We start from the raw sequence: 23533 nt of genomic DNA, 5'->3' as shown, positions 1-23533 counted from the left end.
ATGGACTTACTAACGCACCCTCAAAATACTCAATTTCCCTGAATATTACCAGACTAAAAATGTCAAATTGGACAAAAATCCTATTCTACTAAATCATGTTTGATCGCAAATCTGACAATTCAGCACGACAACATAATAAAATTACTGTAACTTCTTATCACTAAAATCATGAAACTAAGTGTAGTAGCAACCACCATTTTTACCCTGACTTTAGGATTTTACACCCCAAAAGTCACCGCAGCACCTATAAAAACACCTAAGACCTTTAAAGAATGGTGTCAACAAAAAGCCAGTTTACCTCAAGAGACGAAACGAACGGTAGAAGCATTATTAAATGTTGCTGAAACCCGAAATTGTAGTCAAGCTAATCAAACGCTGACTAATTTGACTACATTGACTTATCTTGAGCTTGGGGGAAATAAAATCAGCGATATCAAACCTTTGTCTAATCTGACTAAATTGACTTATCTTGACCTTAGGGAAAATCAAATCAGCGATATCAAACCTTTGTCTAATCTGACTAAATTGACTTATCTTGAGCTTTGGGGAAATCAAATCAGCGATATCAAACCTTTGTCTAATCTGACTAATTTGACTTCTCTTAACCTTGGGGGAAATCAAATCAGCGATATCAAACCTTTGTCTAATCTGACTAAATTGACTTTTTTTTCCCTTTGGGGAAATAAAATCAGCGATATCAAACCTTTGTCTAATCTGACTAAATTGACTGTTCTTTCCCTTGCGGAAAATAAAATCAGCGATATCAAACCTTTGTCTAATCTGACTAATTTGGCTAGCCTTTTCCTTGAGGAAAATAAAATCAGCGATATCAAACCTTTGTCTAATCTGACTAATTTGACTGATCTTGACCTTGGGGAAAATAAAATCAGCGATATCAAACCTTTGTCTAATCTGACTAAATTGACTTTTCTTGACCTTAGGGAAAATAAAATCAGCGATATCAAACCTTTGTCTAATCTGACTAAATTGACTTTTCTTGACCTTTTGGGAAATCCACTTATTTCTAAACAATGTCCCCTGAAACCAGAGTCTATTTGTAAATTTTAGTCCGGTTATATTTTGGTGCGTTATGGACTTACTAACGCGCCCTCAAAATACTCAATTTCCCTGAATATTACCAGACTAAAAATGTCAAATTGGACAAAAATCCTATTCTACTAAATCATGTTTGATCGCAAATCTAACAATTCAGCACTACAACATAATAAAATTACTGTAACTTCTTATCACTAAAATCATGAAACTAAGTCTAGTAGCAACCACCATTTTTACCCTGACTTTAGGATTTTACACCCCAAAAGTCACCGCAGCACCTATAAAAACACCTAAGACCTTTAAAGAATGGTGTCAACAAAAAGCCAGTTTACCTCAAGAGACGAAACGAACGGTAGAAGCATTATTAAATGTTGCTGAAACCCGAAATTGTAGTCAAGCTAATCAAACGCTGACTAATTTGACTGCTCTTGACCTTAGGGAAAATCAAATCAGCGATATCAAACCTTTGTCTAATCTGACTAAATTGACTGCTCTTGACCTTTGGGAAAATAAAATCAGCGATATCAAACCTTTGTCTAATCTGACTAAATTGACTGCTCTTGACCTTGCGGAAAATAAAATCAGCGATATCAAACCTTTGTCTAATCTGACTAATTTGACTGCTCTTGACCTTTCGGTAAATAAAATCAGCGATATCAAACCTTTGTCTAATCTCACTAAATTGACTGCTCTTGACCTTGCGGAAAATAAAATCAGCGATATCAAACCTTTGTCTAATCTCACTAATTTGACTTCTCTTGACCTTTCGGTAAATCAAATCAGCGATATCAAACCTTTGTCTAATCTGACTAATTTGACTTTTCTTGACCTTTCGGTAAATCAAATCAGCGATATCAAACCTTTGTCTAATCTGACTAATTTGACTTTTCTTTACCTTTGGAAAAATCAAATCAGCGATATCAAACCTTTGTCTAATCTGACTAAATTGACTACTCTTTCCCTTTGGGAAAATAAAATCAGCGATATCAAACCTTTGTCTAATCTCACTAAATTGACTACTCTTTCCCTTTGGGAAAATAAAATCAGCGATATCAAACCTTTGTCTAATCTGACTAATTTGACTTCTCTTTACCTTGCGAAAAATCCACTTACCTCTAAACAATGTCCCCTGAAACCAGAGTCTATTTGTAAATTTTAGTCCGGTTATATTTTGGTGCGTTATGGACTTACTAACGCACCCTCAAAATACTCAATTTCCCTGAATATTACCAGACTAAAAATGTCAAATTGGACAAAAATCCTATTCTACTAAATCATGTTTGATCGCAAATCTGACAATTCAGCACGACAACATAATAAAATTACTGTAACTTCTTATCACTAAAATCATGAAACTAAGTCTAGTAGCAACCACCATTTTTACCCTGACTTTAGGATTTTACACCCCAAAAGTCACCGCAGCACCTATAAAAACACCTAAGACCTTTAAAGAATGGTGTCAACAAAAAGCCAGTTTACCTCAAGAGACGAAACGAACGGTAGAAGCATTATTAAATGTTGCTGAAACCCGAAATTGTAGTCAAGCTAATCAAACGCTGACTAAATTGACTTCTCTTAACCTTAGGGAAAATAAAATCAGCGATATCAAACCTTTGTCTAATCTGACTAAATTGACTTCTCTTAACCTTTGGGAAAATAAAATCAGCGATATCAAACCTTTGTCTAATCTGACTAATTTGACTGAACTTGAACTTTCGAGAAATCAAATCAGCGATATCAAACCTTTGTCTAATCTGACTAAATTGACTCTTCTTGACCTTTTGGGAAATCAAATCAGCGATATCAAACCTTTGTCTAATCTGACTAAATTGACTACTCTTTACCTTAGGGAAAATAAAATCAGCGATATCAAACCTTTGTCTAATCTGACTAAATTGACTCTTCTTGACCTTTTGGGAAATAAAATCAGCGATATCAAACCTTTGTCTAATCTGACTAATTTGACTTTTCTTGACCTTTCGGGAAATAAAATCAGCGATATCAAACCTTTGTCTAATCTGACTAAATTGACTCTTCTTGACCTTTTGGGAAATCAAATCAGCGATATCAAACCTTTGTCTAATCTGACTAATTTGACTTTTCTTGACCTTTTGGGAAATAAAATCAGCGATATCAAACCTTTGTCTAATCTCACTAATTTGACTTCTCTTTCCCTTTCGGGAAATAAAATCAGCGATATCAAACCTTTGTCTAATCTCACTAATTTGACTTCTCTTTCCCTTTCGGGAAATAAAATCAGCGATATCAAACCTTTGTCTAATCTGACTAATTTGGCTTATCTTTACCTTGCGAAAAATCCACTTATCGTTAAACAATGTCCCCTGAAACCAGAGTCTATTTGTAAATTTTAGTCGGGTTATATTTTGGTGCGCTATGGACTTACTAACGCACCCTCAAAATACTCAATTTCCCTGAATATTACCAGACTAAAAATGTCAAATTGGACAAAAATCCTATTCTACTAAATCATGTTTTATCGCAAATCTAACCAATTCAGCACGATTACTAGTTTCTGTTTTCCTCAATAAACTACTCACATATTTCTCCACTGTGCGCGGACTTAAATGTAAATGATTACCAATTTCTCCATTAGACAAACCATGAGTTAATAAGTCTAAAACTTCCTGTTCTCTCACAGTTAGCGGTGTCAATACTTGAGATTGTTGCACTTGAGTAGGGATAGAAATATGACCGTTTTTTGCTTTTGTATAAGTGGCAAAACTGATTTCTTCCTGATAAATAAAACGACATTCTGATTGGATGATTTGCGATCGCTCTAACAAATTACGTATAGCAGCGGCTATTTCTTCCAATTCAAATGGCTTAGACAAATACATATCACAGCCAGACTGATATCCCAAAATTCGTTCTTGAGTTTTCGTTCTTTCTGTCAACAAAATCACAGGTAATAATCGAAAGGCTGATAGTTGACGAACACGACGCACCAACTCATAACCATTCATCTGTGGCATCATAATATCTGTCACCATCAAATCAGGATGATGTTTTTCAACCATCGCCAAAGCATCTACACCATTATCAACAGTTATGACACTATACCCAGATAAATCAAGATAATCACTAATAGATAGGCGTGTACCTAAATCGTCATCTGCGACAAGAATAGTCAAGGGCATGGATAGTACACCCCTATAATCTTTTGGTTGAGCAATTTACTGTAATCACAAATATTAATAGACACAAGCAAGAATACTAATTCTATCTCTAATACTATGACAAGATTACTTACTCATGATGACATCATCAATGATTTCTAAAGAAAATATTAAATTTTCACAAATTGTTCATAAAACTTTACGTAGGGGTTGCTGAAAAAGTTGTCTATGAGGGCTAGGAGTCAGGAGTCAGAATTAGAAGAAGAGAAGAATAGTCTTGAATTTGGTCAAGTGATAGGGTTTTGGTAGTTTCAACGCTTATTCCTTACACTTGTTTCACCTTTTTTACCTTTCAAACTCTTGATATATCTCAGTTCTCGGTTTATATGGCTAACGCTACGCTATCAGCAGACCCTACGTAATCTCCAAAAGAGGGGGATGATTTTTGATCAATCACTAATCACCAGTCCCTTTGGACTACAATTAAAGAAAAAGCCAGTCTAAAGAAATTTTTGGGCGTATTTATTAAAACTTAAGAAGATTTTTGATGAGTGATAAACAGAGTGAAGGTTACAAAGTTATTTGTGATAATCGGCAAGCACGGTTTTTATATGAAATCATAGAAACCTATGAAGCGGGTATTCAATTGACAGGAACTGAAGTCAAGTCAATTCGTGCAGGTAAAGCCAATTTGCAAGATGGTTATGCCCTGCTTCGTGACGGGGAAGCATGGTTAATTAACGTACATATTTCTCCTTATACCTCCAGCGGTGCATATTTTAATCACGAACCCAGACGAACCCGCAAATTATTACTTCATAAACAAGAACTGCGTAAACTCATTGGTAGGGTACAACAGGAAGGTTTAACCCTCGTCCCCCTAAAAATGTATCTAAAACGGGGCTGGGTAAAAATAGTTATTGCCCTGGGTAAAGGTAAAAAACTCCACGACAAACGCGAAAGCCTCAAACGTCGTGATGATCAAAGAGATATGCAAAGGGCAATGAAGAGGTATTAAGAGTCAGGAGTCAGGAGTCAGGAGAAAGAAAGAAGGAGGAAGAAGAAAATTTCTCTTTTCTGCCCCCTATTCCCTCTTAACTGTCACCTGTCACCTGTCACCTGTCACCTGATTCTTCCTTGTTAAAGGTTGCCAATAACTTGCAACTAAAGCCACCATAAACCACCAGAGGGTATTAACTTCAGGACGATAGAAGACCGTATCAAATAGACCCTGAGCAAGTATACCTAGGATACTAGCGATCGCCCCAATTAACCATAAGCCCTCGATATTTTTAGTTTCTCGTAATCGTCGCAGTTGCAAAAATCCTGTATTGAAGGTGACGACTATTAACCATAAGAAACAGGTAAAACCCAAAAAGCCAGTTTCCACAATGGTTTCTAGAAAAACAGAATAGGCACTCAAAGCTGTAAAGCGAGGACGTTGATAGAGAGGATATATCTTATTAAAAGAATTGTGTCCAGGTCCTATACCAATTATCGGGCGATCGCGGATCATTTGAAACACAGATTCCCAGACATTTTTGCGAAAATTATTACTACTGTCTTGGCGGTCAGCAAATATACTCACAACCCGCACCCGGAAAGGTTCGACAAATAACACCCCTATTACCAATAACCCCACCACACTTCCCAACAGAATAGGTAAAGACCAACTCCGCCAAAATGGGGGCATATTTATACTCCACCAATAAATTAGGAATACCGCCACAGTAAACAATCCTACCAACAAAGCAATCCAACCACCGCGACTAAAGGTAAGAATTAAAGTAGCAGCATTGACAAAAAGCATCGTTAATGCTAATGATTTCCTGATCCAACCTGGCCAAGCCACAATAGCCACCAAACTTAAAACCACAGCCGGCAAAAGATATCCAGCCAATAAATTGGGATTACCCAAATAACTGTAAACCCTGGTAGTCTTAGCCAAAGGTGATTCCGGGTCAACCCAAGTAGCTAAAGCCTTCGCGCCAAAAAACCATTGTCGCAACCCATAGACGCTAACAATCAGGGATATATGCAAATAAAGAGTAATTAACCAAGACCGAAACCGGGGGACTCGCAGCACCCTAGCACAGAGGGCAAACAGCAACAAATAAAGAGTTAATGTTTGTAAATCACCCAAAGCGGCTTTTTTTACCGGTGATAAAGCCGTTGATATCGCCGCAACACCCCAATACAGCAACACTAGCAGGTGAATAGGAGTAACGGAAGCCGCATTGGCTGATTTATTGTCATCCGATAAAGTCAACAGTAGCCAAAAGCCAACACAAGCCACCAACAATAAACCGATTAAAGTAGTAGAAACAAAAGGTGCAAGACCATAAATGAGGCTAAGTAAGCCAACAGCAATAATATCTCCCCACTGCATTAAAATACTACTTTGTCGCCAAGGCAGCAAAAGTCCCACCAGAAACCGATGTAGGTAACTACCAGACAAATATTCTTTCAGTGGTAAAGAAGATAAAGTCAATCTTTCCCAGACTAAATTCATGGAGAAATAGAGAATACAGGAGCTATGTAGTATAGCTTACGCCAAGTCTAGCTGTGAAAATTAATATTCCTTTCCTCAATAGTTTGCCAATACCTTGTCTATTTTTTGTAGGTCGGGTTAAGCGATAGCGCAACCCGACGCATTTGTTGGGTTATAACTGATGCCTCCGGCGATAGCGAAGCACTGCTGCAAGCAGTTCGCAGGGATAATTGAACGTACCTCAACCAAACCTCGTATCTTAGGGACTTCCAATTAAAAAAATACCCAAAAATTTCTTGTGGTGCGGGCATCTTGCCCGCACCACAAGGACGGGCAGGATGCCCATCCCACAAAATTGGGTAATTTATTTTGGCGTTGCTGAATCGAGGTATGAAATTTCCAAATTGAACCTTTAAAAATCTTACCTTTGCGTCTTTGCGCCTTTGCGTGAGACTAAAATTCATACCCTTAATCAGCAACGCCTTTATTTTTTGGTGTTCCCTTAGAAAACTATGTAAAGTTTTTATTTTTCTCGTTTTCTCGTTCTTATACTCTGTATGGGAATGAATTTATAGAAGGCTCTGACTTCAATAGCAGCAAGAGGCAGAGCCTCTGTGATGGCATTCCCAGTCAGAGACTGGGAACGAGGTTGTACTTATCTTTTTTTGGAATTATGCGGGGGCGTTGTTGGGGGTGATCTCCATTCTTGGGGACACTGGGGGAATTTAATTGTTTGCGACCATTAGTAATAATTTTTAACATTTCCTGAATATCCTGTTCAATATTAGCCAGAACGTTATCAGCGTATTTATCAGCACCATCTTCAATTTCTTCAGCTTGAGAAATTGCAATTTGGCGCATTTCTTCTAATTCTTGTTGACAAGCGCGACGTTTACGGTCAATTTCTGCGAGGGTGTCTTGCATCATTGCTTCACAATCTTGCTGGACTTGCCGCCGCAGTTGGTCAGCTTCTCGCTGTGCTTGCTTGACAATATCACTTTCGGACAAAATTTGCGCTCTTTTGGCTTGGGCTACGTCTACTACCTGTTGTCCATACTCTTCCGCTTCTAGGAGAATTTCATGCTTTTGTGCCAAAATATTGAGCGCTTCCTGAAACACCGTTGGTAAGGAAAGACGGACAAAATCCAGTTGTTCAAGTAATTTATCTTCGTCTATTAAGGTACGTCCCGTAAGGGGAATCCTCAAACTAGAGAGAACTATTTCCTCTAATTGGTTGAGTTCGTGCTGAATATCTACCCCTGATGTTGGCGCTGGATTGCCAATGGAAGGGATACCATTCACGTACTCTCGTGGGGGAGGATTGTTGCCGTTGTGGTTGGATTCGAGGCTAGGGATTTTTGGTTGTAGCATTGGTATATATCTAGGGCAATGTGTGGGGGAACAAGATGATCAACAGAGCCACCAAACCTGGCAATCTCTTTTACCACACTACTACTTAAAAAACTATACTCATTTGATGTTGCCAGAAAAACTGTCTCGATCTGAGTAGACAATGTTTTATTAGTGTGAGCCATTTGTAGCTCAATCTCAAAGTCAGAAACCGCTCTTAACCCCCGTAACAAAACTTGCGCTTGTTGCATTTGGGCATATTTTACGGTCAAACCGTCAAAGCTGTCTACTCCTACATTTGGTAAATGTTTTGTAGATAGACGAATTTGTTCTAATCTTTGCTCTACTGTAAACAATGGCATTTTACTGGGATTGCGGAGGACGGCAACTATGACTCGTTCAAATAGACGACTACTGCGCTGAATAAGGTCTAAATGTCCCAAGGTGATGGGATCAAAACTACCAGGATAAATAGCAATCACAATGTTATTTTAAGTGATTATATTGACGGATTTTCAAGAGAACTTTATTAAATCTAACACAGGGGGTGGGGGAGGTGGGGGAGGTGGGGGAGGTGGGGGAGGTGGGGGAGGTGGGGGAGGTAGGGGGCAGGGGGTAGGGGGCAGGGGGTAGGGGGTAGGGGGTAGGGGGCAGGGGGCAGGGGGGAAAGAATTATTCCAATGACCAATGACCAATGACTAATGACTAATGATTTTAATTTTGCTGAATTACTTATCGCTATAGTGACTAAGACGTACTATATTATTGTGTTTCATCTCCATAGATTTCAAATTCCTATAGGTAGTTTTGTATGGTAGTGGATTTTTCTGTTTTGCCTTTGGGGTTTTTATTTACTTCTCCTGGTCCGATTGTGGTTAAATTGGGACCAATTGTTATTCGTTGGTATGGGTTGTTGATTGCTTCTGCTGTGTTACTTGGTGTTAGTCTTTCTCAATACTTAGCCAAGCGTCGTCATCTGAATCCAGATTTAATCAGTGATTTATCAATTTGGTTGGTGATTGGGGCTATTCCTGCCGCTAGGTTGTATTATGTTTTGTTTCAGTGGACAGAATATTCTCAACACCCGGAACGGATAATTGCAATTTGGCAAGGGGGTATTGCTATTCATGGGGCAATTATTGGCGGTGCGATCGCGGCGTTAATTTTTGCTAGATTGAATCAGGTATCTTTTTGGCAATTGACTGATTTGGTTGCTCCTTCCTTAATACTAGGGCAAGCCATTGGTCGGTGGGGAAATTTTTTCAACTCGGAAGCTTTTGGCAGACCAACTAATTTACCTTGGAAATTATATATTCCCCCAGATCGTCGTCCTTTGGATTTCGTGAATTTTGAATATTTCCATCCCACTTTTCTGTATGAATCGTTGTGGAATTTAATGGTGTTTGCATTGTTGCTAACTTTGTTTTTTCGAGCTTTATCTAAAAAACCCCGGTTGAAGGTAGGAACGTTATTTTTAGTTTACTGGGTTGCCTATAGCTTGGGACGGATTTGGATTGAAGGTTTACGCACAGATAGCTTAATGCTAGGACCTTTACGGATGGCACAAATGGTAAGTTTAGGGGGAATGACTTTAGGATTATTTGGTTTAGCTTGGCTGTATATATTCAAGCGTTCTTTACCTGATGTTGTTTCTTCAGTGAATGGAGAAAAAAATGCCCCGGAGTAATTAATCTCCAGGGCTTAACCAGGGTGCATCTACCATCTATTTCTACTAGGCAAAGTGGCTGAATCCGGATATTACTCAGGAAATGCTAAAAGTTTTTTTTTGCAGGGTTTTGAAGGGGAAAATTGATGAGTGAATCTACTAGTAATTTGAGTTTTTCTAAGTATCCCAATGCCTTAGAATCTGCGGTTTATATTGTTGGTGCCGGACCAGGAGATCCTGATTTATTAACGGTTAGGGCGCAAAAGTTGTTGGCTGCGGCTGATGTGATTTTATTTGCAGATTCTTTAATTCCCGAACAGATTTTAGATATTTGTCGTGCAGATGCGGAAATTATCAAAACGGCAAATCGGACTTTGGAAGAAATTTTACCATTGATGATTGATGCCGTGCGATCGCATAAATCAGTAGTCAGGCTACATTCTGGTGATCCTAGTCTGTATAGTGCTATTCATGAACAAATGCAGCTATTAGCCGATGCGGATATTCCTTTTGAAGTTATCCCTGGTATCAGTGCCTTTCAAGCTGCCGCAGCTAAATTGAAAATAGAGTTAACTGTTCCTGGTTTAGTCCAAACTATTATTCTCACTCGCATTAGCGGTCGTACCCATGTCCCTGATACTGAAGAGTTAGCAGCTTTAGCCGCCCATCGTGCCAGTTTATGTTTATATTTAAGTGTGAGTCATATTACTGAAGCCCAAGAGAAATTATTAGAACATTATGATCCAGATACTCCAGTAGCAATTTGCTATCGCTTAGGCTGGCCAGATGAAAAAATCCGGGTTGTAAATTTAGCACAAATCGCAGATTGTACCCATGAAGAAAAATTACGGCGAACTACACTTTATGTCATCAGTCCCGCACTACTACCAGTAAGTGGGCGCTCCCGCTTGTATCACCCCGAACATAATCATTTATTCCGTGCATCCCATAATCTTGGCTAGTACCGCAAGGCGGAAGTCAAAAGTCAAAAGTCAAAATAAAGACAGTATAGGCTTTTGGAGGATTTAGAATGGTTGGTTTATTTACGCCGTTTTGTACTAAGTAGTTCGTCAAATAAATTTTGACGGGTAATAAAAAAAAACTTCTGTTCTCCCCTCCCCCACCTCCCCCACCTCCCCCACCTCCCCCACCTCCCCCACCTCCCCCACCTCCCCTACCTCCCCCACCTCCCCCACCTCCCCTCCCCCCCACCCCCCCTGAAGATGGAATATCTCTGAAAAAACAAGATGAACAAAAGTAATATCTGTATAGTTACTATTCCTGGGTATACAATTACTGAGCTTATTTATGCTAGTAAAAAAACTACAGTTTATCGTGGTCAACAGCAAACAACACAGATTTCAGTTATTATCAAGATTCTCAACGCAGAATATCCCCGGTTGCAGGATTTAATAGCATTTAAAAATCAATTTGCTATTAGTCAACAAATAGATCACCCAAATATTATTAAATGTTATGCCCTAGAAAAATATGGTAATAGTTATGCCATAATCTTAGAAGATTTTAGTGGTATATCGTTGAGTGAATATACCAATTTACAAAAATTAGATATTAACTCTTTTATATCTATTGCGATCGCAATTACTAAAGCATTAGAGTTTTTGTATGCCAAGAAAATTATTCATAAAGATATTAAGCCGAGAAATATTCTAATTAATCCCCAAACTCAGGAAATCAAGCTGATAGATTTTGGTATTTCCTCCCTATTACCTAAAGAAACTGCGGACATCAAAAGCCCGAATGTATTATCAGGGACACTTACCTATATGTCTCCAGAACAAACGGGAAGAATGAATAGAGGCATAGATTACCGTACTGATTTTTATTCTTTAGGAGTAACTTTTTATGAATTACTCACAGGACAATTACCTTTTTATAGTCCAAACCATTTAGAATTGATATATTACCATCTGGCAAAAGAACCTATTAATGCTAGAGAAATTAATCCCCAAATTCCTCAAGTTTTAGCAGATGTCATTACTAAGTTAATGGCAAAAAACCCTGATGATAGATATCAAACAGCTAGAGGAATTAGATATGATCTAGAAATATGTCAAAAAATGTTATTAACTGAAGGTGAAATTAATAACTTTGAATTAGCAAAACGAGATATCAGTGATAGGTTTCTGATTCATAACAGACTATATGGTAGAGAACAGGAAATTATTACTTTATTAAAGGCTTTTGAGAACGTCAGTGCTGGTAATAAAGAATTAATGTTAGTGGCAGGTTTTTCTGGGATTGGTAAAACTGCTGTCGTTAATGAAGTTCATAAACCAATTGTGCGGAAAAAAGGTTATTTTATCTCTGGTAAATATGATCAATTTCAGCGAAATATTCCCTTTTCTGCATTAGTGCAAGCATTTCGCAGTCTCATGAGACAACTGCTAACTGAAAATACAGTACAGTTACAAGAGTGGAAGATTCAGATATTATCAGCTTTGGGAGAACAAGCACAGGTAATTATTGATGTCATTCCTGAACTAGAAAATATTATTGGTCAGCAATCACCAGTTCCTGAACTGACGGGAAATGCTTCAGAAAATCGCTTTAATTTATTATTTAGTAAGTTTATTCAGGTATTTGCTACAGGTGAACATCCATTAGTCATTTTCTTAGATGATTTACAATGGGCTGATATAGCTTCTTTAAAATTAATAAAATTATTAATGTGTGAAAAATACACAAGATATTTATTATTAATTGGAGCATATCGAGATAATGAAGTCAATCCGGGACATCCTTTAATCACAACTTTAGATGATATTCGTCAAGAAAATATCACAATTAATCAGATTATTTTGCAAGCTTTAGATAAATCTCATATTAGACTATTAGTTACAGATACTCTATCTTGTCCGAAATTACATAACCAAGACCTAACAGAACTACTTTTAAGAACCACTCAAGGTAATCCATTTTTTACCAATCAGTTACTTAAATCATTACATGAAGATGGATTAATTACTTTTAATTTTAGCCTTGGTTATTGGCAGTGTGATATAAATGCAGCCAAAGCCTTATATCATAATGATGATATTGTTAATTTTCTTAAAATCCAATTACAAAAATTACCTAAAAATACTCAAGATATTTTAAAAATAGCTGCTTGTATTGGCAACCAATTTGATTTATCTACCCTGGCTATAGTTTGCGAAAAATCCCAAATACAAATAGCGGCTGAATTATGGGATGCTTTGCAAGAAGAACTGATTATTCCCCAAAATGAAGCATATAAATTTTTTACGGGCGAAGAATCAGTATTTGATGTTTTTAACTTAAATTTACCGGTTAATAACACTGAATTAATTTTTGCTAAATATAAATTTTTTCATGACCGAGTTCAGCAAGCAGCTTATGTCCTAATTTCTGATGTTGATAAATCAGCAATGCACTTAAAAATTGGTCAGTTACTATTAAAAAATACCGACGTTGCGGAACTGGAAGAGAAGATATTTGAGATAGTTAACCAGTTAAATATTGGGGTCGAATTAATTACTAATCAGTCAGAAAGATATGAATTAGCTAAATTAAATTTAATTGCTGGTTGTAAAGCAAAATCTTCTACCGCTTATGAATCTGCTATTAGATATTTAAAGGTAGGCTTGGAACTTTTAGCAGTAAATAGTTGGGAAGATGAGTATGAATTAACTTTAAATATTTACACAGAAATCGCAGAAGCAGAATATTTAAATGTTGATTTTGAGCAAGCAGAAATATATATAGAAGTAGTTAAACAAAATACTACCAGTCTTATAGATCAAGTAAAAGTGTATGAAGCACAAATACAAATCTATATGTCTCAATTGCAACTACAAAGAGCAATAGAGACAGGGTTGAATTTAGTCAACTTGCTGGGAGTAAATTTAGAAAAAACACCTCCACAAAACTTAAATGTTGATGATTTAATCAATTTACCAGAGATGATAGCTACTGATAAACTCGCGGTGATGCGGATTTTAACTAATCTGACTGCTGCTAGTTATTTTGTTGATCCAGAATTATTCCCAGTTATTATCTTTACCATGATCAATCTATCAGTAAAATATGGTAATTCCCCATTTTCTGCTCCTGGATATGTGAATTATGGGGTGATACTCTGCGGTTTTTTTGCAGATATTGAAACTGGATATCGTTATGGTGAATTAGCTTTAAATATATTAGATAAATTTGATGGTAGAACAGTTAAATGTCGAGTTATGCTAATGTGGGCTTGCAATGTCCTATTTTGGAAAAAACATCTCAAAACAGTAGTAAGTAGCTTACAAGAAGCCTTACAAAGCGGAATAGAAACTGGAGATTTAGAATATTCTGGTTACTGCTCGTCAATGTATAACATGAATATGATTTTCAGTGGTGAAAACTTATCCTATGTATTTGAGCAGTTAAAAAGTCATATACTTTTAATGTATAGTTTGAAGCAAGAAGGTACTGTTTTACTACATAAGCTATGGTATCAGCTAGTTTTTAATCTTGCAGAAATTAATGAAACCAAACAAACATTTGATGGTGAGTTATTTGATGAATCTCAAATATTACCAATTTTGATCTCATCTAAATCCTCAACTACACTATTTTCATTATATTTAGCAAAAACCATATTTTATTACTTCTCTGGTTTAACCAGTATTGCTGTTGAAAATGGGATTCAAGGTGAAGCTTATTTAGAATGTGTGGTGGGACAAGTTACTACGAGTCAATATAATTTTTATTATTCTTTATCTCTTTTAGCTGAATATGATCAGCAGTCTGTGAGTGGACAAAAACAATATTTAGAAAAGGTTTTATCCAATCAAGAGAAAATGAAAAATTGGGCTGTTCATGCACCCATAAATTTTCAACATAAATATGAATTAATAGAAGCAGAAAAAGCGAGAGTGTTAGGAAATAATTGGCAAGCAATAGAGCTTTATGACCAAGCAATTATTGGAGCTAAAAAACACAAATATCTTCATGAAGAAGCACTAGCTAATGAACTAGCAGCTAAATTTTACCTGAGCTTTAATAAAGAGAAAATTGCTAAAACTTATTTAATAGATGCTTATTATTGTTATGCTAATTGGGGAGCTAGGGCTAAAATTGAGAGTTTAGAAACAACCTATCCTCATTTGCTTGAACCTATTATTAATCAAACTAAAACTAAATTAACAGCCGGTGAAGTAAGTACACTTATTAGTAAACCTAGTTTGACAGGTGTTTCTGCATTATTAGATTTAGAAACTGTGACTAAAGCATCCTTAGCCATTGCTTCAGAAATTCAGATAGATAAGTTATTATATACTCTCATGCAGGTAATATCAGAGAATGTTGCCGCCAATAAATCTGCATTAATTTTGCAAAAAGAGGGAAATTTAATATTAGTAGCTCAATGTATGAATGAACATGAATGTAAATTTTCTACTACACCAATTAACGATAGCCAAGATTTACCATTAAGTATTATTAATTATGTAGCAAATATGCAAGAATATTTATTAATTAGTGATGCTACAAATGATCAGAATTTTGCCAATGATTCATACATTATTCAGCATCAATCTAAATCCATATTATGCAATCCTATTTTGAATAAAGGGCAATTAATTGGTATTATTTATTTAGAAAATAATCTAACTGTGGGTGCTTTCACTATTGACAGATTAAGAATATTAAATCTCCTATCTTCTCAAGCTGCTATTTCCCTAGAAAATGCCCAACTCTATAGTAATTTAGAAGAAAAAGTCACCCAAAGAACTCAGGAACTCAATGAAAAAAATCTGCACTTAGAACAAACATTGAATGAATTAAAAGCCACACAATCACAATTAATTCAAACGGAGAAAATGTCCAGTTTAGGACAAATGGTTGCGGGTATTGCCCATGAAATTAATAACCCCGTCAATTTTATCTATGCGAATATTGAACACGCTAGTAATTATACTGAATCTATTATCAATTTACTGAATATATATCAACAAGAATATCCTAGTCACTCAGCTACTATTGAAAAATATAAACAAGACAATGATTTTGATTTTGTTATTCAAGATTTACCTAGAATTCTTGATTCAATGACGGTAGGTTCAGAACGGATTCGGAAGATTATTTTAAGTTTACGTAATTTTTCCCGTCTTGACGAGTCCGCAATGAAACCTGTAGATATCCATGAGGGAATTGATAGTACATTAATGATTTTAGAAACTCGATTCCAAGAAAAGTTAGGCTATTCTAGGAATGTAGTCATTAAAAATTATAGTAATCTTCCCTTAGTCCAATGTTATGCTTCTCAACTAAATCAGGTATTTATGAATATCATTAGTAATGCCATTGATGTTCTCAAACAGCGTGAAAAAAGTTTATCTACCGCAGAACTCAAGAATAATCCTCACCAGATCATTATTCGCACTCAAATCATTAATAATAATTGGGTACAAATTGCCATTAAAGATAATGGTATGGGGATAAAACCCGAAATTAAACAACGCATATTTGATCCTTTTTTCACCACCAAACCTGTAGGAGAAGGTACAGGTTTAGGACTATCAATCAGTTATCAAATTATCGTAGATAAACACAGTGGTAAATTAGATTGTATCTCTGCACCCGGAAAAGGAACAGAATTTATCATTGAAATTCCCATAAAACTCCACCAACCATAAAACGCCTACTCTCCGCGCCTCTGCGCCTCTGCGTGCAAAAAAATATTCAACTCTGCATAACAGCATCCAATAATAACCCAGCCCCAAACCGAACAGGATCTGTACAAGGTAACTTAGTTTCTGCTATAATTTGAGCGATCGCATTTTTCGCCTCCACTTCCCCCAAATTCCGAGTATTCAAAGCAATTCCCACCACAGGAACAGGACGAAAAGCCCCCGCACCACTAGCAACAATTTCATACATCCGAATCACCTCAGATAACGCTGGAATTGGTATATGAGGATTATTCCGGTTATGGGTTTGTCCTGCTTGATGCACCAATATTAAATGTGTAGGCTGAGAACCGCGAATTAACGGTAAAGTAGCCGTTGAGCCAGGGTGTAAAAGAGAACCTTGCCCCTCAATTTGCAAAATGTCGTAATGTTGACCAAAACGCATCACCAACTGTTCCACCGCACCCGCAGCAAAATCCACCCGCACAGCGTCTAAAGCCACCCCTTCCCCTTCCAACATTAACCCAGTTTGACCAGTAGCCAAAAACTTAGAACGGATACCCCGCAACTTAGCCACCCGGTGTAATTCCAAACTGGTAGACATTTTACCAATAGCCATATCCGTTCCCACCGTCAACACCCGCCGACAGGGCAGAGTTTGCGCCATTGCCGAGGCTACATCTAAATTAGCTGGTTCTTTGCGGACATCCCAAATTAATTGTCCTGGTTTCAGGAGGGCATTTAACTCCGGTATATTTGCCATTGGTGTATGTAACCCATTTACCAAAGACATTCCCGCCTTGAGGGCATCTTTGATATCCAGCCAATAATCATCAGGAACAGCACCACCTTTAGGTGCAATCCCAATTACTAGAACTTCCGGTTTATACTGTAAAGCTGCTGTCACAGATGCCACAATTGGCGCATCTCGCTGAATACCTGTTAACTCGACTAAAGACTTACCTACAGATTCTCTGTCAATCACCGCCACAATGGGGGACTCGCTGTAGCGTAAAATTGACAACCCTGTTTTTCCTTGAACTCCAGTAATTCCCTCATGAAGAAGAATTGCTATTTTTTGATTAAGCGACAGACGCACAGTGTTTCACTCCCAAACCAGGTAAATTATTCGGCAAAACTCGCCCATTTTCTACCACTGCACCAGTAAAAGGATCATCAATTAGATTTAAGTGACTATCTAAATCCAAATAATCAGCCAGTGGTGCAAGTTGTAAAGCGGCGGTATTAGCAAGACAACTATCAGAATAACAGCCAAACATGACTTGTAAATTATGGGCTTTGGCTGTATGCACCATCCGCATGGCTTCAGTGATTCCCCCAGATTTCATTAATTTGATATTAATGCCATCAACATGATTAGCTAATTGGGGAATATCCGCACTGGTAAAGCAACTTTCATCTACAAAAATTGGTAACGGGGAATGTTTTTTCAATTCGGCTAAATTTGCTTCTTCACCCCTTGCTAATGGCTGTTCTACATACTTTATTCCCAAATCAGCCAACCAATTACACATATTTACAGCATCGGTTAAATTCCAACCTCCGTTAGCATCAACAAATATATCTTTTCCGTCCGCTTCTTCCCGTACCGCTAAGAGCATTTTTTGATCTGCTTCTATTCCCTCGGTTGAACCTAATTTGACTTTTAACAACTGCACATCCATAAATTGTAACCAGTCTCCCGTCCTTGCCCTTGCACCTGCTGGGGAATTAATGCCAATTGTTACCGATGTTGGGGCGATCGCATTTTTATCCAGTCCCCACAGTTGCCACAATGGCAAATTCACACGCTTACCCAACCAATCATGTAATGCCATATCCACAGCCGCTTTGACTGCGGACGGAATTTGCATTTGTTCTAATAGTGCCTCAATTTCCTGCCGTTGCCAAGGGCTATATTTTTGTAAAGTAGGTATGATTTGCTGCAAAGTTTCCTGGATTTTCTCCGTAGATTGCCTATGGTTGCCTACACCAAAAGGAGATGCTTCTCCCCAACCTGTAATTCCTTCTGCGGTAATTTGTAACCAGATATTTGTTGTTTGTGCTGTTGTCCCCCGACTAATTGTGAGGGGAAATCGTTTGTTAACTGTAAAGGTTTGAAAGTTGATTTGCATAAATATATTAATTAGGGAATAGTTACAAGAAATAGAAATTATAAAATGAGTGGGAAAATGTTCAGGTTATGGCTTTGTTGCTATTTCACAATAGTTCAATAAATTCATCCACACTCAAACCCGCTTGTCGAATAATCCCACGCAAAGTACCTCTATCTAGTTCTTTATGATCTGGTACAGATATTTTGACACTCCCCGGTCTAAAGACACGGGGATTCTTAATCGAATAATTGCAAACACAACTGCTCGAATAATATCCGCTTTTCAGGTATTACCTTAGATGTACGGTTCCCCGCCTGATGCCGTTTGCCATTTCTGGCGGCATCGTTGCATAAAAGGGCGTTACTTTCTCCCAGTCCAGGAGTAGGCACTAACGATTGGTGCGTCGGCTTTTTACGTCTGTTGCTGACGAATTTCAAATTAGCTCTTCGTAAAATTGTCCGAGAAGCCTGAGTATCAGCATGGTCAATATGACCACAGTTTTCACAAATGAACTTTTCGCCATCTCTATTAGCTTTACTAATATGATGACAAGCCGAACATTCTTGAGAAGTAAATTTAGAATTAACGGATAATACTGGCTTACCAGACTTCAATGCCAGCCAAGCAATCTTAGAAAATAATTCGCCCCAACTGGCATCAGAAATAGAGCGATTTAATCCACGTTTTGCAGATTGACCATTAGCCATAAATCGTCCTTGCTGCCTTTTGGGTTTGCAGCGGGACTTCATAGCCTTAACATTTAGATCCTCTTGGACAATTGCCTCAGCGGTGTTAACAACTTTATTGGCTGCTTTCCATTGATGATCATTTCGCTTATCTGCAATCTTTTTATGTAGCTTGGCAACTATTTTCCCGGCTTTTTTGCGATTATTAGAACCCTTGATTTTGCGGTTAACTCGGCGCTGTCTGATTCTTAATTGACGGCGGACTTTTTTATTAGTTGCAAATTGAGGATTTTCAATAAACGAACCATCCGACAAAGAAATTAATTTATTAATTCCTACATCAATACCTACTGCTGATTTGACGGTTTCAATTTCTGTAACTTCAGGTAGGGATTCAGGTAACTCGAGTAATACACTCATGTACCAGCCGTCAGCTTCTTTAATCACTGTCACCGTTCTAATATCAGCATCTATTGGAATAGTACGACTATCAAAATAGCGCATAGTCCCCAGTCCAGGAAAGTAGGCATGGGAATAGCATCGGGGCTGATTAGATTCACGATTAACAGTTAATTTTACTTGTCCTGGCTTGAATTGAAATGTTTTAAAGTTGGCTGCTTTACGAAACGCAGGGAAACCCCTTTTGTGTTGAAAAAATCCGTTATAAGCAATATCTAATTTCGCTAAATTGCCTTGTAAAACATCTGAATTAATTCGGCTATACCATTCAGACTCAGAACGTAGTTCAGTTGTTCTCTTGCCTTGAATATCAGTCGCACTACCCCAGGTTAAACCATGCTTCTTACTATTTTTTGTTAACCCAGAGGACATTACACCATGCTTAACGACGGGGCAGGTCAAAGGGCAATAAGAGCCATATTCAATACGAGTATCTAAGTCTGAAAATGCACCATATTGGTAAATTACTGACTCGTCTGATTTCTGGTTATTAGTTTCAAATCCGCGCTGACGTTCTGCCAAACAATAATTTCTGTGTTTCCGTAAAGTAACAAGCCACTCAGACATTAAGGCTTGTTGCCCAATAGATGGTTGTAGCTTGAATCTCCAGCGTATTTGCACAGGTTTATTTTGTTGATGTGATTGACGATATAACTATTATATGGCAGTATTACAGTAATGTCAACCCAATATTGTATATGAAGAAAAAACCTCTAGCGGTGTACCTAGATGAAACTGAAAGAAAGAAACTTGAGGATATCGCCCAAGGTTGGGGAATGAGTCTTTCGTCAGCCTTAAAAGATTAGTTAGAGAGAAATAAAATGTTGAAAAGATTTAATGACCCGCATCATGATCGAGAATATTGGAAGCGGTTAAAACCGCACGGGTAGGCTTTCCCCCGCGCTCTAAAGAGACGCGGCTCCCAGCCTTCCCGCGATCCCCTGGTGGTTCTAGGTTCTTCACGAACCATTATAATGTGACTTCCTCTTTGCCTATCCACAACAAAGCCGATTTTTTCTAGTGCTTTTACACACTCTAAACCTGAGATTATAGGTAATTTACTCACACCAGCACAACCTCAACTGTATCTTCTGGAACAGGTTCATTTCTGTCTTGCAAAACTTCAATGTAGAGAGATATTGCCTCTTCTATATTAGCTAAAGCTTCCTCACGAGTTTTACCCTGACTAATACAACCGGGTAAACTGGGTACTTCGACAACAAAATACCCATCTTCACCATGAGATAACAGCACTTTCCGTTGAGATTTTATTGTTACCATAGTTCAATCAAGTTCTCCATGAAATAACAAACCTAGTTACAAATATTTTATTCTGGTAAATCATTTATATCATATAACTTCATTTGCCAGTTTGCTTGGTGTATTTTACATTGAGTTGGATGTTTGAAATACTATGTTGATTATGCAAATTACAAACCGTGATGTAAAATGTTTACGATATAAAGAAACTTCCAACAATATACATTATGATGCAATTTACAGTATTCTACTCTTGGCAATCTGATTTAGATTCATCACTATAAGTTAAGTCCTAAACCAGAAAATTTTTCTATGTCTCCTGGGGATAAATTTAAAAGTGGTTGGATGGTATATAGATAAGTTTGGATATCGTAATAAAATTCATTCAGAAAGTCTATTAAAAACCGTTTTTTATCAAGAAGTTCATTTTTATATTTAGATAGTGTATTTAGAATTTCTTTAATCCTAACTGCCAATTCAATTTCTCCTCTAAACAGAGATGCACGTCTTAAAGGTTGTAGTCTGAGCTTAATCTCGTTTGCTTGTAATCTAGTCCTATATGCCGACAAGTTAAATCTCCATTCGGGGTTGTTTTGTTAATTTTATGCGATTTTGGATCTCAATTGTATCAAAAAGGGTATTTCAGATTAATATCCCATCAATACCGTATCTTCTGGAATAGGTTCATTTCTGTCTTGCAAAACTTCAATGTAGAGAGATATTGCCTCTTCTATGTTAGCTAAAGCTTCTTCACGAGTCTTACCCTGACTAATACAACCGGGTAAACTGGGTACTTCGACAACAAAATACCCATCTTCACCATGAGATAACAGCACGAGTCCTATATCTACATTGTTATTCATAAAATTTCCATCCTGTAAATCCTTAAATCCTAGACATCCTGATTCTGACAAAATAGTTAACTACTTAATGTTTTCCAGTTTTGTTAACCATTTATCGAAATGCTGACACTGTTTACGTATTGTATCCAATCCGATATCCATAGCAATTAAAGAACCATGTAACGGTTTATCATATCCAGGACAACATCGAAGAATACGTTTAGAAGGTGCTGTTATCGGACTATCATTAATATGTTCAGGTGAAGAAAAGGATTCACGTTCACGCTGTAGCTGTTCTACTATGTTTTGATCAAACCATCCTAAAAAAGATTGTGGATTACTATAGAGAAGTCCCTCAAACTCATGCACCAATAAATTAGGAATAAAATTTTGGACTCCAATATCTACACCCATTTGTTGTTCAAGATATTCAGCTTTCTCAAAAATATTAGCTGTAGTGGGAATAGAACTTTTACCGGGAAAATCTTTTGGTAGTCCATACAAATCTAACATCGTAGTTACAAAAGCGGTGCTATCTTCAGAACATTTACGATATAATTCTTTTCTGATTTTTCCATAAGTTACCGCACCTCCTAGAAGTATAGAATTAACATATATGTTTTGTTGCAAAAAATGATTGTAAAGTAATTCTCTGACAAAAGTTTCTTCCGTTTGTCCTTCTACAAAAATATTGACTCGCATCATCTTGAAGGTCTACCTCCAATAATGTTCTTTTTCCACAATTCTCCTAAAGTATAATCTTCTAACCACTCTTGTAAATCATCCTCATCCAATCTACGCAGTAATGATTTACCATCTTTTCTATCTACAATAATCACATCATTTGCTGTAAATTCATTTAATAATTCTACAGATTGAGTAGAAACAATTACTTGTTTTTCTCTAGAAGCAGCACGTATTAAAGATGCTAAAATAGTAATTGCATAAGGATGAAGACCTAACTCTGGTTCATCAACTAAAATAGTTTCTGGTTGTAAAACAGTAGGTTGTAAAAATACCGTTGCTAAACATATAAAACGCAGCGTTCCATCTGAAAGCAAATGAGCTTTAAAAGGAATATCTTGACCTTGTTCAAACCATTCTAACTCTATTAGATCCTGATTGTGTGGAGAAGGACGCAATAAAAAATCACCAAAGAACGGTGCGACAAGTCTGATTGTTTTAACAATTTGTTGATAAGATTGGGAATAGTTATTTTTCAATAAATACAAAAAAGCCGCCAAATTGCGAGCATCTGGACGCAGATAAATATTATCATTAATAGGAGCAGCTTGTTTTACATAGGCACTATCGCTGGTGTCATGAAAATGATAAACTCGCCATTGCTGCATAGTAGATAATATATCTTTATCCTTTTTTGTCCCAGTTCCTTTAAAAGCCTGAGTTTCAAAATTACCACTACCTATTAGTGCTTGTGTTTGCATTATCGAGTTACCACTACTCCTCCAGCCAAAAGATTCTTTAGAAAACATCAGACGGTTATCTTGAGTTGGTTCAAGAGTGGCAAGGTATCTATTATTGCCAAAATATAGTTCAATCTCTAATTGTTCAGTTGTTTTTCGACCAAAATGCAGCATTGTGTCCGGTCCACCTTGACGACTAACAAAAACTTGCAAATGTCCATCAAGTATCTCTTGAACCATGCGAAAAAAGCTGATAAAATTGGATTTTCCTGCGCCATTGCAGCCAATTAGTATATTGAGTTGAGTAAGTTCAAGATTACATTCTGCAATAGATTTAAAGCCCTTCAAAACAATCCTTGATAGTTGTTTTTTATTAATCAACTTTGCCATAG

21 protein-coding genes are annotated in these 23533 nt (G+C 37.1%); 7 read left to right on the top strand and 14 right to left on the bottom strand.

Features of this window, described 5'->3' with window-relative positions; genetic code table 11:
* The first annotated feature begins 168 nt into the window (after positions 1–168).
* From NG743_RS01420 to NG743_RS01410, 3 genes are all read left to right on the top strand, one after another.
* Positions 169–1068 carry a leucine-rich repeat domain-containing protein gene (locus tag NG743_RS01420; RefSeq protein WP_257121328.1) on the top strand — a complete coding sequence of 300 codons (900 nt, stop codon included), beginning with the start codon at positions 169–171 and terminating at the stop codon, positions 1066–1068.
* Between the two features lie 190 nt (positions 1069–1258).
* Positions 1259–2215 (top strand): leucine-rich repeat domain-containing protein, encoded by a 957-nt coding sequence (locus tag NG743_RS01415; RefSeq protein ID WP_257121326.1) that lies wholly within the window; start codon positions 1259–1261, stop codon positions 2213–2215.
* Positions 2216–2405: 190 nt separating this feature from the next.
* Positions 2406–3428 carry a leucine-rich repeat domain-containing protein gene (locus NG743_RS01410; protein ID WP_257121325.1) on the top strand — a complete coding sequence of 341 codons (1023 nt, stop codon included), beginning with the start codon at positions 2406–2408 and terminating at the stop codon, positions 3426–3428.
* Between the two features lie 102 nt (positions 3429–3530).
* Here the strand turns inward: NG743_RS01410 and NG743_RS01405 are convergent, their stop codons facing one another.
* Complete coding sequence (locus NG743_RS01405) at positions 3531–4214, bottom strand: response regulator transcription factor (RefSeq protein ID WP_257121324.1); 684 nt, start codon at positions 4212–4214, stop codon at positions 3531–3533.
* A gap of 526 nt (positions 4215–4740) precedes the next feature.
* Between NG743_RS01405 and smpB the strand changes: the two genes are divergently transcribed.
* Positions 4741–5211, top strand: a complete 471-nt coding sequence (gene smpB / locus NG743_RS01400) for an SsrA-binding protein SmpB (protein ID WP_027400847.1) — start codon at positions 4741–4743, stop codon at positions 5209–5211.
* Positions 5212–5301: 90 nt separating this feature from the next.
* Here the strand turns inward: smpB and NG743_RS01395 are convergent, their stop codons facing one another.
* The 3 genes from NG743_RS01395 to coaD all read right to left on the bottom strand — a co-directional run bounded on the left by NG743_RS01395 (position 5302) and on the right by coaD (position 8516).
* Entirely contained in the window at positions 5302–6705 is a 1404-nt protein-coding gene (locus tag NG743_RS01395; RefSeq protein WP_027400848.1) for an IctB family putative bicarbonate transporter, read from the bottom strand.
* A 609-nt stretch (positions 6706–7314) separates the two neighbouring features.
* Positions 7315–8055 (bottom strand): DivIVA domain-containing protein, encoded by a 741-nt coding sequence (locus NG743_RS01390; protein WP_257121323.1) that lies wholly within the window; start codon positions 8053–8055, stop codon positions 7315–7317.
* Complete coding sequence (gene coaD / locus NG743_RS01385; protein ID WP_027400851.1) at positions 7983–8516, bottom strand: pantetheine-phosphate adenylyltransferase; 534 nt, start codon at positions 8514–8516, stop codon at positions 7983–7985. The genes NG743_RS01390 and coaD overlap by 73 nt, the downstream gene beginning before the upstream one ends.
* Positions 8517–8845: 329 nt before the next feature.
* On the opposite strand from coaD, the gene lgt reads away from it, so the two are divergent.
* The 3 genes from lgt (at position 8846) to NG743_RS01370 (ending at position 16359) form a co-directional block, all read left to right on the top strand.
* The gene (gene lgt / locus NG743_RS01380) at positions 8846–9721 is read left to right on the top strand and encodes a prolipoprotein diacylglyceryl transferase (protein ID WP_027400852.1); all 876 of its coding nucleotides are present in this window, start codon (positions 8846–8848) and stop codon (positions 9719–9721) included.
* 125 nt (positions 9722–9846) lie between these two features.
* A complete protein-coding gene (gene cobM, locus NG743_RS01375) occupies positions 9847–10662 on the top strand; it encodes a precorrin-4 C(11)-methyltransferase (RefSeq protein ID WP_027400853.1) in 816 nt (271 codons plus the stop codon).
* Positions 10663–10947: 285 nt separating this feature from the next.
* Complete coding sequence (locus NG743_RS01370; RefSeq protein WP_257121322.1) at positions 10948–16359, top strand: trifunctional serine/threonine-protein kinase/ATP-binding protein/sensor histidine kinase; 5412 nt, start codon at positions 10948–10950, stop codon at positions 16357–16359.
* A gap of 46 nt (positions 16360–16405) precedes the next feature.
* Here the strand turns inward: NG743_RS01370 and NG743_RS01365 are convergent, their stop codons facing one another.
* The 10 genes from NG743_RS01365 to NG743_RS01315 all read right to left on the bottom strand — a co-directional run bounded on the left by NG743_RS01365 (position 16406) and on the right by NG743_RS01315 (position 23531).
* Positions 16406–17452: an N-acetyltransferase DgcN family protein gene (locus NG743_RS01365; RefSeq protein WP_027400855.1), complete on the bottom strand. Its 1047-nt coding sequence runs from the start codon at positions 17450–17452 to the stop codon at positions 16406–16408.
* On the bottom strand, positions 17436–18488 hold the full coding sequence (locus NG743_RS01360) for a dipeptide epimerase (protein WP_027400856.1): 1053 nt from the start codon (positions 18486–18488) through the stop codon (positions 17436–17438). The genes NG743_RS01365 and NG743_RS01360 overlap by 17 nt, the downstream gene beginning before the upstream one ends.
* 85 nt (positions 18489–18573) lie before the next feature.
* Entirely contained in the window at positions 18574–18672 is a 99-nt protein-coding gene (locus tag NG743_RS01355) for a type II toxin-antitoxin system HicA family toxin (RefSeq protein WP_257122188.1), read from the bottom strand.
* Positions 18673–18706: 34 nt separating this feature from the next.
* On the bottom strand, positions 18707–20182 hold the full coding sequence (locus tag NG743_RS01350; protein WP_257121318.1) for an RNA-guided endonuclease InsQ/TnpB family protein: 1476 nt from the start codon (positions 20180–20182) through the stop codon (positions 18707–18709).
* A gap of 280 nt (positions 20183–20462) precedes the next feature.
* A complete protein-coding gene (locus NG743_RS01340; protein ID WP_257122187.1) occupies positions 20463–20615 on the bottom strand; it encodes a hypothetical protein in 153 nt (50 codons plus the stop codon).
* A gap of 62 nt (positions 20616–20677) precedes the next feature.
* A complete protein-coding gene (locus NG743_RS01335; RefSeq protein ID WP_027400858.1) occupies positions 20678–20896 on the bottom strand; it encodes a type II toxin-antitoxin system HicB family antitoxin in 219 nt (72 codons plus the stop codon).
* Positions 20897–21153: 257 nt separating this feature from the next.
* A complete protein-coding gene (locus NG743_RS01330) occupies positions 21154–21444 on the bottom strand; it encodes a hypothetical protein (protein ID WP_027400859.1) in 291 nt (96 codons plus the stop codon).
* A gap of 78 nt (positions 21445–21522) precedes the next feature.
* Positions 21523–21738 (bottom strand): type II toxin-antitoxin system HicB family antitoxin, encoded by a 216-nt coding sequence (locus tag NG743_RS01325; protein WP_051424211.1) that lies wholly within the window; start codon positions 21736–21738, stop codon positions 21523–21525.
* Between the two features lie 60 nt (positions 21739–21798).
* A complete protein-coding gene (locus NG743_RS01320; RefSeq protein WP_039202756.1) occupies positions 21799–22422 on the bottom strand; it encodes a DUF4276 family protein in 624 nt (207 codons plus the stop codon).
* The gene (locus NG743_RS01315; RefSeq protein ID WP_027400862.1) at positions 22419–23531 is read right to left on the bottom strand and encodes an AAA family ATPase; all 1113 of its coding nucleotides are present in this window, start codon (positions 23529–23531) and stop codon (positions 22419–22421) included. Before NG743_RS01315 ends, NG743_RS01320 begins: the two co-directional genes overlap by 4 nt.
* Positions 23532–23533 lie beyond the last annotated feature (2 nt).

Origin of the sequence: Dolichospermum heterosporum TAC447 (assembly GCF_024584745.1) — a bacterium.
GTDB classification, from domain to species: domain Bacteria; phylum Cyanobacteriota; class Cyanobacteriia; order Cyanobacteriales; family Nostocaceae; genus Dolichospermum; species Dolichospermum heterosporum.
Note: the sequence above shows the minus strand (reverse complement) of the source record. Positions and strands in the feature narration are given on the sequence as shown.